Source organism: Maribellus maritimus, from assembly GCF_022267315.1.
GTDB classification, from domain to species: domain Bacteria; phylum Bacteroidota; class Bacteroidia; order Bacteroidales; family Prolixibacteraceae; genus Draconibacterium; species Draconibacterium maritimum.
Genome location: NZ_JAIKLE010000020.1, coordinates 57903 through 72154, shown reverse-complemented (window position 1 = coordinate 72154; position 14252 = coordinate 57903). Strand labels below are relative to the sequence as shown.

Below are 14252 nucleotides of genomic sequence, written 5' to 3'. Positions count from 1 at the left end.
GTTAAATCAACTTTCAATTTAAAAAAAATTATACGATAAAAGAATGGCTTTTATACAGTATGTTCTTGAGGAAAAGAATATTCCATAAATTCTAATTTTTATTAGAACCATGCAAAACCCTAAAAATAAAGGACCACAGAAGACCAATGGACAAATATCGGTATAACTTCTACTTTTATTTTAGAATAAATTCAGCAATATTAACCCTAACAATCAGAAACTTAAACCCAATCCAAACAGTTATTTGCTTATCTTTTTATTATCTTCGACTCGCCTCTTTATATTGCACATAATGAAATTAACAGACAGCAAAATTTGGCTTTGGGGTCTATTTCTTTCTTGTCCGTTGGGCGAAGAAGTCTCCGATTGCCCGATTAAAAGTATTCGAAACAAATCAGTAAAAGGTAAATTTGATTTTATTGAAAACTTACCCCATGAAGAGATTGACAAACTGCTCCAGATTCACAGCAGATGTTTGCAGCGTCGGGAAAACTGACATAACAATTATTATAAAAAAAGGAAAACAATCTTCCTCCCTTTTTACTATTTTCAACTCATTCTATTCTAATTCATGATGAATTTTTATCAATAAACCTGTTTTATATTCTACATCGGCTGTTAATGAATGAGCAGATACCGTTGCTCCGGAAATCCCATCAATATGTTTGCCAACCAAGAGTTCTGATTCGCCTTTGTATCCTATAAATTGTTTGAGCCAACTTCTGGCTGTAATTTCATGTCCCTTGGTTGCCTGATAATTAAACACTTTTATTTGACTAATAGAGAGATTTCTGTCGAATAGAATAAAATAGTCAAAGAATTCAAATCCATCAGACGCTTGTTCTCCGTCAACAGAACAACCTCCTGAGCGACAACTATTGACCCTACCGACATAAACAAAATTTATCTCACTATTTTCTTTGTTCAACTTAAAAAATTTTCCGTTCGGCACACCAAAATCTGAAATGTCGGCAACTTGCAGTTCACTAAAATTTATATTTTCTGTTTTTAAAGCCCGCATGAGCATTTTTGGCGCATAGTCAATTTCTTCCTGAGCATAAGATAAACCGGAAAAAAGTACAAAAAACAGTATAAATATATTTTTAAAAGATAACATACCGTTGTTTAAAACATTACACCAAATCCTGCGCTAAAAACCTTCGACCAGTTGTCGTCTGCTTCTGATTTCCTAAATTGAATATCGGTCTTAACCACTGCCCCCTGTGCCAGTTTAAGTGTTAAACCGGTTGTTACAACAGATTGGTTATACGATGTATTTTTTATCAAATCGCCGGCAACTTTATGATGTGTATTATATTTTTCTGTGCGAATAAAAGGGATCAACTCCATCTCGGTTTTGGACATTCTCAGGACATTGTAACCAGCTTCCATATAATATCCAACTATTGAGCTCCCTAAATCGGTAGAAATAAATTTGTTGTATTGTTCTGTATTTGAAACCCCAGTCAAATACAATTGCCCTTTTAACTGCAAACCACCTTTTACAAAACGGGCATCAAGTCCCATCATAGAAATTCCAACAACAGAAGAATCGGCAACAGCCATTTCATTTGAATCGTTTTTGTCGATACCATCATACAGCGTACTTTGTGTGTTCCCAAAATAACCTGACAAACCAATATTTAAACCGCGTACACCATAATACTCAACCTTACCCGTAAAGTTTGGTGAAGAAATATAAGATTCTGCGCCTTTTTGCCGGCCTTTTCTAAATCCGTTTTGACCGTTTAACACTCCGGCTCCGTTGTAACCATTAAAACCATTGACCAAATAGAGTTGGTACCGAAGTGTTACAGGAAAAATATTTCCACTCACGCCAAAACCAACCTCACGCCAGGTTGTAGGAGCAATTACATTATCTACCAGCGGCCGTTCAACTCCGTTGAATGTGGTGGGTTCATGGTATTCATTTATAATTCCCATAGGAATCAGAAGCAATCCTCCTTTTAAATTGATATAATTATTGAGCTTATGCTGCAGAAAAGCCTGCTCAATATATACTTCTTTTACATGTTCGAATTCGATTTCTGTTATAAACTGGGTTCGTTCACTAAAATTGTATCCCAAAAGCATCACCATCCGGTGCACATCAAGCTTCCCGTTGCTTCTGACATCGCTGTTCAAAGCCTGGTTAAAGTGTACTTCGCCATACCCACCAATCGTTAACCTGCCATCGGTTGATAACAATCTATCCGCACTATTTTCGTAACTACTTTGTTCTTTTTCAAAAGTTTGAGCATGTAATTCAAGCCCCAAAAAACATAGTCCGAGCACTATAAAAAAATACCTCTTCATAAATCTGATCTTTTAATAAATATCTACCGCTACAAAACTAAGCAGCTGAAAAAAATCTGGAAATCCCTAAAAGTTGGGATTTTAACGGGGTGTAAATGAATACAAAATCAGATGAGATCCTCTGGATTAATTTTTTCTGTATCAATAACTTGATTAATAATTGCATAGACGGTCAGTCCTGAAATGGATTTTATACCCAGTTTTTCAGTTATATTTTTGCGGTGGGAAATAACCGTGTGAACACTGATAAAAAGTTTGTCTGCTATAATTTTATTTGAGTTGCCCAATGCTACAAGTTTTAAAACTTCCTTTTCTCTAGTACTTAACTCCTCTCCTTCATGTTCAATAACGGCTTCATTTTCGTTTTCAAAAAAATCGGCCACTTTTCTTATCATCCGGGAGCCACTGGTGTAAACCGGACACACATCATCGTAAATACCGATTTTTTGAAGACTATTATCTGAAGACAAACCAATTATTCTAACAATGTTTGTTTTTCTTATTTTATGAAATACATTTACATCCTTCAAACCATCTGTTTCCAGAAAGAATAAAATTTTAAAGCCAGAAAGAACTTCCAGTCCGGACAAATCAACGATTTTTTTCAACTGAATAATTTCAAAATTAAACCTCTTCTTTAAAATTGAAAACATTCCCATTCGAATAACTTCAGCCCGGTGTACTATGTATATTTTATGTTTCATCCCCTGTATTTATCTTCAATAGCAATAGCCAGGGGTACCAAAATTGCGTCTTCAATTCGGGCGTGATCTTTTATATCTGCTTCAAACCGGAACAATGTGATTAAAAATTCATTACAAATATTTTCATCATAAACAGGTTCAATATATTTTATGATCAAATTTTTCAGATCCTCAAGTTGAATTTCAACGTTTGAATGTTCCTTCTCAAACTCCGTAATTGTAAAATTGGGATCCATTGAACGTGGATTATTTATCAATTCAACTACGTAAGGGAATACACGTGTTTCTTCGTCGTTAATATGATTCAGCAATTCATTTTTATATCTTTTGTAAAAAGCATCGATTATTTTTAGCTCTTTGCAGTTTGGAGAACAATCGCTATTCAGTTGCTCCAGCAAACTCTCCATTTTAGGCAATATATAATTGATGTAATACTGGTGTGTTCTTTTTAGATACTGGACAATTAAATGGGGTGAAAAAGACAATAGTTCTTCTTCTGGAAAATAATCTTCATTGTGAAATGTATTTACAATAGCCAAAAAAAAATCGCTGCTGATTTTATGCAGCTCACAAACCTCTTCAATCGTTTTATCCTTAAATCCCAGACGAATACCAAAACGGTTTATTACAGGTAACAAATGATAATTTGTCCGAATTAAAGTAACCATTTTGTCTTTTTTGTCAAATATTCTCATAGTAATTATGGTAACAAATTTAACCACAGTTTGTTAAAACCGGTTACTGTTTATTATTTATTGGAACAACTTGTGGAGAATTTCCTGGTTATAACAATTACTTTTAGGTTTTCCCTCAAAAACTTACGTCCCCAACTTCAAAATTCGCAACGCACCACGTACCACAATTATAAATACAATAGCTCCAATAATTAAATCGGGATATTTAGACCGAGTAAGCATAACCAAAAGCCCGGCTAAAATTACGCCTGCATTTATAATAATATCGTTTGAGGTAAATATCATACTTGCTTTCATGTGTGCCTCTTTACTTTTTGATTTCTGAAGAAGATAAAGACATACATAATTTGCCAGCAAAGCAAATGCTGAAACCACAATCATTACTCTGAAATCAGGCAGAGCCTCAAATCCCACAAATCTTCGAATAACCTCAACAATACCGGTTAATGCGAGCAACAGTTGAAAATAACCGCTCCATTTTGCTACGTTCTTTTTGCGTGAAACGACACCGCCTACTGCCCACAAACTCAGGCCATAAACAATTGAATCGGCCAGCATATCCAACGAATCGGCGACGAGCCCCATCGATTTTGAAACAAGTCCAAATCCTATTTCAATTAAAAAGAAGGAAAAATTAATACGTAAAACGATCCAAAGAAGACGGGACTGTGTTTGTCTTTCTACATCAGAAAAACGCTCTTCAGTTTTTATAGTTTCAATAAATTGTGAACCTAAGTTAAGACTCGCCAAAATCGTCTCTATTTCTGAATTTTTAGCCGAATGAAAAATACCAAGATTTCGTTGTTCCAAATCAAAGTCCAGTCGCTTTATTTCTTTTATGCCCTCCAGTTTCATCCGGATTAAATTTTCTTCTGAAGGGCAATCCATCTTGCTGATATGGAAAACAGTTTTGTACATTGCCAATGGTTATTAACAAAGTAATACAAATAACTGTATGTTTTGTTTCAAATTTCGGTAACAGCCTAAAATTATTTGATGTATGGTGTTTGAAAGGAAAAAGCGGATAAAAGAAAAGGGCGGCTCAACAGCCACCCCTTAAATGTTAACCCCCAAACACACAATAGGTCTGAACGACCTATGCGCTACAAAGGTAATAAAATATTTGGATTCCAAAATATTCTTAGAAAAATTTTGTGAAAATCAACACCTTTTTTTACTATTTTATCGCAGTTGCCGATTTATACCCATAAAATCGATAAAAAGATAAGATACAAAAGGCTCTAACTTTTCATAAACGCAACCAAATTCGAAAAAACTTACTTAAGCGCTGCAACTGTCATACTAATCAATCCAAATTCCTGCGTTTTGAACTGTATGATCTCATCTTCTGATAAATAATTCTTTAAAAGAGAATCCGGAATTAATGAACGGTTTTCGCTTTTGATCTGAATATTTGAAAAACCTTGCTGCTTAACCATCTCCAGGTACTCTTCCTTTTGAATTGCTCCCGAAACGCATCCGGCATACATTTCAGCTTCCTCTTTTAATTTAGGAGGAAGATTGCCAACCAAAACAATATCTGAGATATTAAAATGTCCACCGGGTTTAAGTACACGGTAAATTTCAGAAAACGCTTTTTTCTTATCGGGAACAAGGTTAAGTACACAATTACTAATTACCACATCAAACTTTCCATTTTCAAAAGGCATTTCTTCAATATCTCCATGTATAAATTCAATATTGGTAAAACCAGTTTTCGCTGCATTCTTTTTAGCTTTCAAAACCATTTCCAACGTAAAATCAAGCCCGGTTACTTTCCCGGTTTTACCAACTAAAGAACGGGCTACAAAACAGTCGTTCCCCGCCCCGCTGCCCAGGTCAAGAACATTATCACCTTCTTTTATATCAGCTTTATCCGACGGGATTCCACAACCAAGCCCCAGATCTGCATCCGCATTATAACCGGGTAATTTTGAATAGTCGTTGCTAAAAGTCGTATAATCTACTTCTCCGCAACAAGATTCTGATTTCAATAAATGTGACTGGGCGGCAATCCTTCCGTATTTTTCCTTTACTACCTCTTTTAATTCATTTGTTTTCATGGTATTTCAAATGTTTAAATATTTGTATTCAATAAAATTCCTGATGTGTTAAAATATTCCTTCTTTATCAGAATTTCAGCTTTATCTCTTCGTTGTAGAGTTTGAAAAATGCTTCTTTGATTTCATCCCGAACACGATAAAACTCGCTCTGAATAAATTCTTCAGTTCCGACAGCATGTGAAGGATCATCAAAACCAATATGTAAGCGGTGTTTTACTTTACCAAGAAAAGTAGGGCAATTTTCATTTGCACCTCCACAAACGGTAATAACATAATCCCACTCTTCATTAATGTATTTATCAACAGAGTCAGACGTATGATGACTTATGTCGATACCTGTTTCGCTCATTACTTTTACTGCGGCGGAATTTAATTTCCCTGAAGCTTCTGTTCCCGCTGACTCAACCCGGAGCCTGTTGTCGAATGATTGTAAAAAACCATGTGCCATTTGACTACGGCAGGAGTTACCCGTACACAATATTAAAACCTTCATAATTAAATACATTTGTAGTTTTCAAAATTTATACTTTCTAAAAACGATGCAATTGATTTTTCAAGCTCTTTTACTTTTGCAGGATCCAAACAGTAATTTGTTTTTACCCCCAGAATATGTCCTTGTATCAACCCGACTTTCTTTAACTCTTTCAGATGCTGATTTACTGTTGTCCGCCCCAAAGGAAGTTCATCCGAAATATCACCGGTAATACACGCAGGAGTTTCAGCAAGAAACTGCAAAATTCGCAATCTTGCCGGATGAGCCAAAGCTTTAAACAGTTCAGCGTCTTTTACCAGTTTTTTATCAAATAATTCTGTTTTTGATTGTACCATCACAATTTAATTTGATGTAAATATACGTCAAATACTTAAACTAACGTATAAATACGACATATTCTTTCAAAAATTTTTAACTACTGTTGTCTGAATTTTTTAAGAAGATCCTCTGCTGAAATAAAACCATAATGCCTGAAAAATTCATTTCCCCCGCTGTCGAGCAGAATTTGCATAGGAACAGCTGAAATGCCATAATACTTCATCAAGTCCAAATTATCAGGTTTCATAATATGAAGAAAAGCCACATTTACTTTTGGTTTTTCTGAATTTTCGATTTCTCGCAAAACGGGCTCCATTTGTTTACAAATTGTACAGCCGGTAGAACTAAATTCAAGAAGCGTAAAATCAAAATTTTTATTATTGTTCTGATAATTATACTCCTTCTGAATCCGTTCACGCGCAGAGAATGCATTTTCAGTTTGAGCCTGTTGTTGTATTTTACCCGAAATAAAACGATTCAGATTGTCTTTCCGGAGATATCCAAAAACGAACAAAAACAACAAACCCACAAGAAGTATGGCCGGCCAAAACTTTTTCATTTTCTTCGCAACATTTATTGCAAAGATAAATGTTTTGTTGTGAAAAAATTACACCATAAAAATTGCCTCTTCATACATTTTCTCTATAACATATTCAGTTGGAGGTGTTTTTCCTTTTTCAAAACCTAAATCGGTTAAACGAAGATGAATAAAATCATTCAGCCCGTTTTTTTCAAAAGTTTTTTTACCGCAATCCAAATTACATCCGTCGATAACCAGCATATTCGAATCTTTTACAGAATCAATCATTTCAGTAATTCCTGCACTTACAAAAGCCAGACACTTCATTTGGCGAACCTCGTTTTTGTGCAGTTTACGGGCAAGTAAATCACTGGCCTGTCCCAAATCGGCTGCGCCGGAGCAGGCAAAAACAGTACAATTCTCAGCAGAACCACAACTGCAACTTAACTTTTTTTCCATCATATTAAATTTTTTGAGTTATATGTTTAGAAAATTAAAAATGAATCCTACAGCAGTTATACCAACGGCAACCACAGCGACAAAAATGAAAATGAGCTGCCATTTCAAAACCTTTTTTAAGATAATTACTTCAGGTAACGATAATCCGATTACCGACATCATAAAAGCAAGTGCGGTACCTAGTGTTACTCCTTTTTCCATTAATACACTAACGATAGGAATAATTCCGGCCGCATTGGAATACATTGGGATTCCGAGTAAAATAGCCAAAGGGACAGCATACCATTTTCCCGCACCAATTATCTCTCCCAAAAAATCGTCAGGAACAAAACCGTGTGCCCCCGCTCCCACCGCAATTCCAATCAAAATATAAATCCAAATTTTCCCGACTATTTCTTTTACCGCATTTGCTCCGGCCTGAAGACGATCTTTTAAATCCAGTTTTTGTTCTTCAATTCCGTTTTGATTTGCTTTTACCTGAAACACCCACTCTGCAACATATTTCTGAAGTTTTAATTTTTCCAAAACAAATCCGGCGACAACAGCAATTATTAGTCCGGTAAAAACATAGATTAAAGCAACTTTCCAGCCAAACAAACCGGCAAGCAAAATGAGAGCGACTTCATTAATTAGCGGTGCAGCAATAAGAAACGAAAAAGTTACACCAATTGGAATTCCGGCCTCAACAAATCCTAAAAAAAGAGGGATTGCAGAGCAACTGCAAAACGGAGTGACAATTCCCAGCCCCGACGCCATAACATTCCCAACAAACAGTGACTTTCCCTCCAAAGCTTTCCTTGTCTTTTCCGGTGAAAACCAACTTCGAATAATTCCAACCACAAACACAATTAGAATTAGCAGCAACATTACTTTCGGAACTTCAAAAAGAAAAAACCAAACCGAATCAGTGATATGTTTTCCTTCCGGCATCCGAAAAATATCATAAACCAAAAAATCTGAGATATTTGACAAATTCAAATAGAGTAAGAGCCAAACCGGAAGTAACAATATATAAATGTACTTTTTCATTCAAAAATAATTTCAGATATTACTTAAATGATAAATAAATTGTAAAAACATAATAAACTCCAACACCGATAAACAGGAAAGCGATTACACGCCGCATCCAAAGTTCCACCTTCTTTAGGGCGTTGTAAAATTTGCCTATTTCGCCAACGGCAAAAGCAAGTAACCAGGCAATAATAATCACGGGAATTCCGGTGGCCAGTGCAAAAACCAGAGGCAACACCAAACCTTTAGCCGATGCAATCGACATTGGAATTAACATTCCAAAATAAAGCACTCCGCTGTATGGACAAAAAGCCAGTGCAAATACAATTCCGAGCAACAATACATTCCAAAAGTTCCATTTATTTTTTTCCTCCAGCCTTTTTGAAAATTTGTTAAACCCGGGAAAAGAAATTTTAATAATCCCAAGCATAAACAATCCAACCACAATTAACAGCGGCCCCAATATTTTTTCACCATAACTTTGAAAGAACGTCGCAATCTTAAACTGATCGGCGCCAATAAAAAAAACAACGGCCAACAACCAGTATGAAAGCCCTCTGCCAAGCGTATAGATAAGTCCGTTATAAAAAACACGGCTTTTTATTTCGAGTTCTTTCCCGATATAACCTACAGCTGTAATGTTGGTTGCCATTGGGCAGGGACTGATTGCAGTTAACAATCCAAGCAAAAATGCTGATAACACCGGAATATTTGAGTTCTCGTAAAGTCCGGTAATAATTTCCTCCATTTCAAAAAATTAATCAACCAGAATTTCCCACAACGCCTTTCTTAATTTTTCAGGCTGTTTAAGCGCATACATAAAACCTTTGCTGGTCAAATCATACTTTTCGCCATCTTTTACTATAATTAGAGCTGAGCCAGTTACGTTCATCTTCTTTACAAGTTCCCTATTTTCTGCCTCTTCCGCATTGTATGCTTTAAAAACAATGTCCCCTTTTCCAACTGATTCAGCAAAAGAGTCCTCCAAAACTTTCTTTGTCTCTTTCTCTATAGCCATACACGTTGGGCAACGACGGGTATTATGAAAATAATATACAACAGTTTTTTCTTTTTCAACTTTCTCAATCGCGCCGGAATTAGCATTTCCGACCAAACATATAAAAAAAGCAATCAGAAAAAAGGCAAATGACTTTATGGTTTTCATTATGGTATATTTTAAGAAGTTAATAAGTTTCTTAATTCATCCGATTTTGGAAGACGACCTGTTAATACCACTTTCCCGTTTACAACTAAACCGGGAGTTTGCATTACACCAAATTGCATAATCTTATAAATGTCTTCTACTTTCTCAATGGTTGCATCGAGCCCCATTTCTTTTACAACATTTTCGGTTATTTGCTCCAGTTTCTTGCATTTCGCACAACCTGTTCCCAAAACTTTAATTTCCATCATAATTTAATATTGTTCGTTGTTCGCAAAAATACGAACAATAATTGAAAAAAATTTATTCCGGAAACATATTTTTAAATAAAATTCTTGCTCTTTCCCAATTTGCACGGTTAATACAATATTTAATTTTGGGAGCTTCAATTTCACCCTGAATCAATCCGGCATCTTTCAATTCCTTTAGATGTTGAGAAAGTGTTGATTTGGCAATTGGAAGCTGTTCGGAAAGGTCTCCGCTGTAGCAACAGGCCTGCGTTGAAAGTAGTTCAAGAATATAAATCCGGACAGGATGCCCCAATGCTTTTGAAAATCGGGCCAACTGTATTTGTTTATCCGTAAAACTTTTTTCCGTCATAATTCTTTAATTGAATACAAAGATAGTAGAAAATGATTTTGATTTAAATGATTTTTTTTTCCGACTTTTGCAGCCGGGAAAGTAATCCAAAAATATGGAAAAATATATTCATCTTTTAAAATCGCTGATTTCAACTCCATCTTTTAGCAAGGAAGAGGAAAAGGCAGCTGAAATTATGCGAAATTTTTTAACTAAAGAGCAGATTTCGTTTAAGACCAAACAAAATAACACCTGGGCTTTTAATAAATATTTTGATAAGGCAAAGCCGACTGTTTTGCTCGATTCTCACATTGATACTGTTCGCCCGGCAAAGGGATACACCCTTGATCCGTTTAAACCAATAGAAAACGGCGATAAACTTTTTGGCTTGGGCAGTAATGATGCCGGAGGTCCACTGGTTTCCCTGCTTGCTACTTTTGTATATTTTTACAATAGAAAAGATTTACCATTCAATTTGATTTTTGCAGCTACCGCTGAAGAAGAAATTTCGGGACGCAGGGGATTAGAAATTGTTTTGCCGGAAATTGCACCGGTTGATTTTGCAATTATTGGTGAACCTACAAAAATGGAATTAGCCATTGCTGAAAAAGGATTGCTGGTGCTTGACTGTTATGCACATGGAAAATCAGGACACGCAGCTCGTGACGAAGGAGAAAATGCGCTTTACAAAGCCCTTGATGATATTGAAAAGCTGAGAAGGTTTAAATTTGAGAAGGTTTCCGAGGTTTTGGGAGAAGTAAAAATCAGCGTTACACAAATTGAAGCTGGCACTCAACATAACGTAGTTCCGGATGTTTGCCATTTTGTGGCCGATGTGCGAACAAACGAACATTATCTGAACAAGGATGCTTACAGAATAATCAATGATATATTGGAATCGGAAGTTAAGCCAAGATCGCTGCGTTTAAATTCTTCGGGAATAAATGAACTACATCCCTTTGCTCAACTGGCAAAAAATATGGGAATAAATATTTATGGTTCCCCCACTACCTCCGATCAGGCTATTATTCCTTTCCTGTCGGTAAAAATGGGACCGGGAGATTCTGCACGCTCACATACAGCTGATGAATACATCCACAAAAGCGAAATTTTTATGGGGATTGAACAATACATCAAGATTCTTAAAGAGCTTAAACTATAGTTTCCAATCCAGTTATAAAAATGTTTGAATAAAAATAATAAATACGATATGGAACAACCCAATAATCCACTTCATGGAAAAACACTGGAAGCTATTGTTGTGTACCTTGTCAGTTACTACGGGTGGGAAGAATTGGGAGTCCGAATCAAAATTAATTCATTCAGAAAAGATCCCAGCATTAAATCAAGCCTGAAATTTCTCAGACGTACACCATGGGCCAGGGAAAAAGTTGAAAAGCTTTATATTGCTACTATCGGAAAAAAATAAGTTTTACCATTTGTAAAGCTTTTCCTTTCGTTCACATACAAATTTGTAAAGTTTGTCGAAACATCGCGTTTTTTTCCTCTTTTTTTATTCTCTGGCATATTGTTTGCTTTTCGTCCGTTAAACAGAAAACAAATTGTCATGAAAACAAAATTTACCTTACCCGCAATTTTAATATTGAGTATTGTTTTACTAAATTCCTGCTACGGACCGAAAAATATTTTAAAACTTCAACCCCATGATAAAAACGAAGGAAAATGGTTATACGGACAACAATTTGTTGCCGACACGCTCAACGGAATTATTTACGAAGTTGGTTATGAACGCTGCCAGGGCGAACAGTATTGGTTTAATTTTACAGTTACCAACCTATCCAATTTACCAATTTTAATTGATCCTTCTGATTTTTTGCTGAAAGGATATAATGGTTATCGCGAACCGATAGTGGAAACGACCGCTTTAAATCCGGAAAATGAAATTCTGGATATCGAAAAATCATTGGCAAAAGCCGGGGTCAGAGAAGCCAACCATGTAGGATTGAGTTTACTGGCTGCAAGTGTTGATGTAGCCACAGGAGTTGCAACAGCTACAGACGATAATCCGAATAATGATTACCTGAGTACCAATCTCTATGAAGGCGTTCAGGTAGGCAGAGAAGTTAATGCGCTGAGAGCAGAAAGTCTTGAAACCATGAGAGATTCATGGGAAAATTCAACCGTTAGAAAAACAACAGTTGAACCCAACCACAATATAAAGGGTAAAGTTTTTTTTCCGGCAATTCGAGAGGCGTCTTATATAAAATTATTCTTACCTGTTGACTCTAATTTTGTTGAAATGAGCTATGAACAAATACAAATCCCGGTGAATTGACACTGAAGAAACGCCTTCTACTTCTCTGTTTGCCAGATCCCCGATAGATATCCATTGATTTTGATTGGCAGTTGTTAATAAAACTGCTAAATATCATAACAAAAAAATTCAACCGTTAACGTTAACGGTTGAATTAATTTATTAGCTTTGCACAAAAATTTACATCAAAATCAAATATTTATGATTCTTGGACTACTAAAAGAGCATGGAAAAGAAAACCGTGTAGCTTTACTTCCTGAAATTGTAAAAACCTTTACCGACATGAAAGTGGAGGTTTTGGTTGAAAAAGGTGCCGGAGAAAATGCTTTTACACCTGACGGCGACTACGAAGCTGCCGGGGCCAAAATTGGTTCACGCGCGGATGTATTTAAAAAGTCTGATGTCTTGCTGCAGATTCAGCCCCCCGCTGACGAGGATATTCAGAAAATTCAAAAAAGTCAGGTATGGATTAGTGCATTTAATCCGCTTTGGAATACCGATCTGGTTAAAACTTTTCTGAAAGATGGCGTTACTACTTTTAGCCTTGACCTGATTCCACGAACAACTCGTGCTCAGGCAATGGATATTTTATCGTCAATGGCTACCGTCTCAGGGTATCTTGCTGTTTTGGAAGCTGCATCAAAACTTCCAACATTTTTTCCGATGTTTATGACGGCTGCTGGGACAATCCGTCCTGCAAATGTTTTGATACTTGGAGCTGGTGTAGCAGGCTTACAAGCTATTGCGACTTCGCGAAAACTAGGAGCACAAGTGCAGGTTTTTGATGTTCGCTCTGCTGTAAAAGAAGAGGTAAAAAGTTTAGGTGGCAAATTTGTTGAAGTGGAAGGTGCTACCGAGGACAAAGCCGCCGGAGGATATGCTGTTGAACAAACTGAAGAGTATAAACAAAAACAGCAACAGGCAATTAACGATATTGCGGCAAAATCAAATGTCGTAATTTGTACTGCCCAAATTCCGGGCAAGAAAGCACCGCTCTTACTGCCGGCAGAAGCAGTAGAACGTATGAAGCCCGGTTCGGTAATTATTGATTTAGCTGCATCAACAGGTGGAAATTGCGAACTAACAGAAAATGACGAAACAGTTATCCATAAAGGAGTTTCAATAATTGGCCAATCCAATTACCCCTCACAAATGCCCATGGATGCAAGTAAAATGTTTGGTAAAAACGTACTGAATTTCATGAAACTCATGATTACAGAAGAAGGTGCATTGAACCTTAATTTTGAAGATGACATTGTAAAAGGAACATGTATTACACATTCCGGAGAAATTTACAATGAACGTGTAAAATCATTATTCGAAAATAAATAGAACCAGATATGGAACAAGTATTACAGTTTTTCTTTGAATATAAAGAATCCATTTTTATCATTGCTTTATCCATTTTTCTGGGTATTGAAGTGATTTCCAATGTACCTGCAGTGTTACACACCCCTTTGATGTCGGGTGCCAACGCAATTAGCGGTGTAATTATTATTGGGGGAATTATTCTTGTTGGTCATGCCAATCTTTCCTCATTCTCTCTCGAACTGGTACTGGGTATTTTAGCTCTCATTTTTGGGACATTAAACGTAGTTGGTGGTTTTGCCGTTACCGACAGAATGCTTGAAATGTTTAAAAAGAAAAAAAAGTAGGA

At 36.2% G+C, this 14252-nt stretch carries 21 protein-coding genes; 6 read left to right on the top strand and 15 right to left on the bottom strand.

What is annotated here, in order from left to right; translation table 11 throughout:
* Positions 1-292 precede the first annotated feature (292 nt).
* Positions 293-496 carry a hypothetical protein gene (locus K5G00_RS17615; protein ID WP_238767500.1) on the top strand — a complete coding sequence of 68 codons (204 nt, stop codon included), beginning with the start codon at positions 293-295 and terminating at the stop codon, positions 494-496.
* 63 nt (positions 497-559) lie between these two features.
* On the opposite strand, the gene K5G00_RS17610 is transcribed toward K5G00_RS17615, so the two are convergent.
* The 15 genes from K5G00_RS17610 to K5G00_RS17540 all read right to left on the bottom strand — a co-directional run bounded on the left by K5G00_RS17610 (position 560) and on the right by K5G00_RS17540 (position 10341).
* Positions 560-1117 (bottom strand): FMN-binding protein, encoded by a 558-nt coding sequence (locus K5G00_RS17610; RefSeq protein ID WP_238767499.1) that lies wholly within the window; start codon positions 1115-1117, stop codon positions 560-562.
* A gap of 8 nt (positions 1118-1125) precedes the next feature.
* The gene (locus K5G00_RS17605; protein ID WP_238767498.1) at positions 1126-2316 is read right to left on the bottom strand and encodes a hypothetical protein; all 1191 of its coding nucleotides are present in this window, start codon (positions 2314-2316) and stop codon (positions 1126-1128) included.
* Positions 2317-2423: 107 nt separating this feature from the next.
* Positions 2424-3020, bottom strand: a complete 597-nt coding sequence (locus tag K5G00_RS17600) for a response regulator transcription factor (RefSeq protein ID WP_238767497.1) — start codon at positions 3018-3020, stop codon at positions 2424-2426.
* Positions 3017-3688, bottom strand: coding sequence for a hemerythrin domain-containing protein (locus K5G00_RS17595; protein WP_238767496.1), 672 nt, complete (start codon positions 3686-3688; stop codon positions 3017-3019). The genes K5G00_RS17600 and K5G00_RS17595 overlap by 4 nt, the downstream gene beginning before the upstream one ends.
* Before the next feature lie 150 nt (positions 3689-3838).
* Positions 3839-4633: a cation transporter gene (locus K5G00_RS17590; RefSeq protein ID WP_238767495.1), complete on the bottom strand. Its 795-nt coding sequence runs from the start codon at positions 4631-4633 to the stop codon at positions 3839-3841.
* A 359-nt stretch (positions 4634-4992) separates the two neighbouring features.
* A complete protein-coding gene (gene arsM, locus K5G00_RS17585) occupies positions 4993-5778 on the bottom strand; it encodes an arsenite methyltransferase (RefSeq protein ID WP_238767494.1) in 786 nt (261 codons plus the stop codon).
* Positions 5779-5845: 67 nt separating this feature from the next.
* Entirely contained in the window at positions 5846-6271 is a 426-nt protein-coding gene (locus K5G00_RS17580) for an arsenate reductase ArsC (RefSeq protein ID WP_238767493.1), read from the bottom strand.
* 2 nt (positions 6272-6273) lie between these two features.
* On the bottom strand, positions 6274-6606 hold the full coding sequence (locus K5G00_RS17575; RefSeq protein WP_158872418.1) for an ArsR/SmtB family transcription factor: 333 nt from the start codon (positions 6604-6606) through the stop codon (positions 6274-6276).
* 80 nt (positions 6607-6686) lie between these two features.
* Complete coding sequence (locus tag K5G00_RS17570) at positions 6687-7148, bottom strand: thioredoxin family protein (RefSeq protein ID WP_238767492.1); 462 nt, start codon at positions 7146-7148, stop codon at positions 6687-6689.
* Between the two features lie 48 nt (positions 7149-7196).
* Positions 7197-7571, bottom strand: coding sequence for a putative zinc-binding protein (locus tag K5G00_RS17565; RefSeq protein WP_238767491.1), 375 nt, complete (start codon positions 7569-7571; stop codon positions 7197-7199).
* Between the two features lie 15 nt (positions 7572-7586).
* Positions 7587-8597, bottom strand: coding sequence for a permease (locus K5G00_RS17560; RefSeq protein ID WP_238767490.1), 1011 nt, complete (start codon positions 8595-8597; stop codon positions 7587-7589).
* Between the two features lie 19 nt (positions 8598-8616).
* Positions 8617-9327: an aromatic aminobenezylarsenical efflux permease ArsG family transporter gene (locus K5G00_RS17555; RefSeq protein ID WP_238767489.1), complete on the bottom strand. Its 711-nt coding sequence runs from the start codon at positions 9325-9327 to the stop codon at positions 8617-8619.
* 9 nt (positions 9328-9336) lie between these two features.
* Positions 9337-9744 carry a nitrophenyl compound nitroreductase subunit ArsF family protein gene (locus K5G00_RS17550; RefSeq protein ID WP_238767488.1) on the bottom strand — a complete coding sequence of 136 codons (408 nt, stop codon included), beginning with the start codon at positions 9742-9744 and terminating at the stop codon, positions 9337-9339.
* Positions 9745-9755: 11 nt separating this feature from the next.
* Positions 9756-9992 carry a thioredoxin family protein gene (locus K5G00_RS17545; RefSeq protein ID WP_238767487.1) on the bottom strand — a complete coding sequence of 79 codons (237 nt, stop codon included), beginning with the start codon at positions 9990-9992 and terminating at the stop codon, positions 9756-9758.
* Positions 9993-10044: 52 nt separating this feature from the next.
* Entirely contained in the window at positions 10045-10341 is a 297-nt protein-coding gene (locus K5G00_RS17540; RefSeq protein ID WP_238767486.1) for an ArsR/SmtB family transcription factor, read from the bottom strand.
* A gap of 94 nt (positions 10342-10435) precedes the next feature.
* Between K5G00_RS17540 and K5G00_RS17535 the strand changes: the two genes are divergently transcribed.
* The 5 genes from K5G00_RS17535 (at position 10436) to K5G00_RS17515 (ending at position 14250) form a co-directional block, all read left to right on the top strand.
* Entirely contained in the window at positions 10436-11482 is a 1047-nt protein-coding gene (locus K5G00_RS17535) for a M20 family metallo-hydrolase (protein ID WP_238767485.1), read from the top strand.
* Positions 11483-11506: 24 nt separating this feature from the next.
* Positions 11507-11749: a VF530 family protein gene (locus K5G00_RS17530; RefSeq protein ID WP_238767484.1), complete on the top strand. Its 243-nt coding sequence runs from the start codon at positions 11507-11509 to the stop codon at positions 11747-11749.
* 138 nt (positions 11750-11887) lie between these two features.
* Positions 11888-12616, top strand: coding sequence for a hypothetical protein (locus K5G00_RS17525; protein ID WP_238767483.1), 729 nt, complete (start codon positions 11888-11890; stop codon positions 12614-12616).
* A gap of 180 nt (positions 12617-12796) precedes the next feature.
* Positions 12797-13927 (top strand): Re/Si-specific NAD(P)(+) transhydrogenase subunit alpha, encoded by a 1131-nt coding sequence (locus tag K5G00_RS17520; protein ID WP_238767482.1) that lies wholly within the window; start codon positions 12797-12799, stop codon positions 13925-13927.
* An 8-nt stretch (positions 13928-13935) separates the two neighbouring features.
* Positions 13936-14250 (top strand): NAD(P) transhydrogenase subunit alpha, encoded by a 315-nt coding sequence (locus tag K5G00_RS17515; RefSeq protein ID WP_158862495.1) that lies wholly within the window; start codon positions 13936-13938, stop codon positions 14248-14250.
* Positions 14251-14252 lie beyond the last annotated feature (2 nt).

Excerpts from the sequence above, each read along its gene's own strand:
- K5G00_RS17605 (WP_238767498.1), bottom strand. The coding sequence starts at position 2,316 with ATGAAGAGGTATTTTTTTATAGTGCTCGGACTATGTTTTTTGGGGCTT.
- arsM (WP_238767494.1), bottom strand. The coding sequence starts at position 5,778 with ATGAAAACAAATGAATTAAAAGAGGTAGTAAAGGAAAAATACGGAAGG.
- K5G00_RS17550 (WP_238767488.1), bottom strand. The coding sequence starts at position 9,744 with ATGAAAACCATAAAGTCATTTGCCTTTTTTCTGATTGCTTTTTTTATA.
- K5G00_RS17515 (WP_158862495.1), top strand. The coding sequence starts at position 13,936 with ATGGAACAAGTATTACAGTTTTTCTTTGAATATAAAGAATCCATTTTT.
- K5G00_RS17570 (WP_238767492.1), bottom strand. The coding sequence starts at position 7,148 with ATGAAAAAGTTTTGGCCGGCCATACTTCTTGTGGGTTTGTTGTTTTTG.
- K5G00_RS17555 (WP_238767489.1), bottom strand. The coding sequence starts at position 9,327 with ATGGAGGAAATTATTACCGGACTTTACGAGAACTCAAATATTCCGGTG.
- K5G00_RS17560 (WP_238767490.1), bottom strand. The coding sequence starts at position 8,597 with ATGAAAAAGTACATTTATATATTGTTACTTCCGGTTTGGCTCTTACTC.
- K5G00_RS17600 (WP_238767497.1), bottom strand. The coding sequence starts at position 3,020 with ATGAAACATAAAATATACATAGTACACCGGGCTGAAGTTATTCGAATG.
- K5G00_RS17615 (WP_238767500.1), top strand. The coding sequence starts at position 293 with ATGAAATTAACAGACAGCAAAATTTGGCTTTGGGGTCTATTTCTTTCT.
- K5G00_RS17575 (WP_158872418.1), bottom strand. The coding sequence starts at position 6,606 with ATGGTACAATCAAAAACAGAATTATTTGATAAAAAACTGGTAAAAGAC.
- K5G00_RS17540 (WP_238767486.1), bottom strand. The coding sequence starts at position 10,341 with ATGACGGAAAAAAGTTTTACGGATAAACAAATACAGTTGGCCCGATTT.
- K5G00_RS17580 (WP_238767493.1), bottom strand. The coding sequence starts at position 6,271 with ATGAAGGTTTTAATATTGTGTACGGGTAACTCCTGCCGTAGTCAAATG.
- K5G00_RS17545 (WP_238767487.1), bottom strand. The coding sequence starts at position 9,992 with ATGATGGAAATTAAAGTTTTGGGAACAGGTTGTGCGAAATGCAAGAAA.
- K5G00_RS17590 (WP_238767495.1), bottom strand. The coding sequence starts at position 4,633 with ATGTACAAAACTGTTTTCCATATCAGCAAGATGGATTGCCCTTCAGAA.
- K5G00_RS17525 (WP_238767483.1), top strand. The coding sequence starts at position 11,888 with ATGAAAACAAAATTTACCTTACCCGCAATTTTAATATTGAGTATTGTT.
- K5G00_RS17595 (WP_238767496.1), bottom strand. The coding sequence starts at position 3,688 with ATGGTTACTTTAATTCGGACAAATTATCATTTGTTACCTGTAATAAAC.
- K5G00_RS17565 (WP_238767491.1), bottom strand. The coding sequence starts at position 7,571 with ATGATGGAAAAAAAGTTAAGTTGCAGTTGTGGTTCTGCTGAGAATTGT.
- K5G00_RS17535 (WP_238767485.1), top strand. The coding sequence starts at position 10,436 with ATGGAAAAATATATTCATCTTTTAAAATCGCTGATTTCAACTCCATCT.
- K5G00_RS17520 (WP_238767482.1), top strand. The coding sequence starts at position 12,797 with ATGATTCTTGGACTACTAAAAGAGCATGGAAAAGAAAACCGTGTAGCT.
- K5G00_RS17610 (WP_238767499.1), bottom strand. The coding sequence starts at position 1,117 with ATGTTATCTTTTAAAAATATATTTATACTGTTTTTTGTACTTTTTTCC.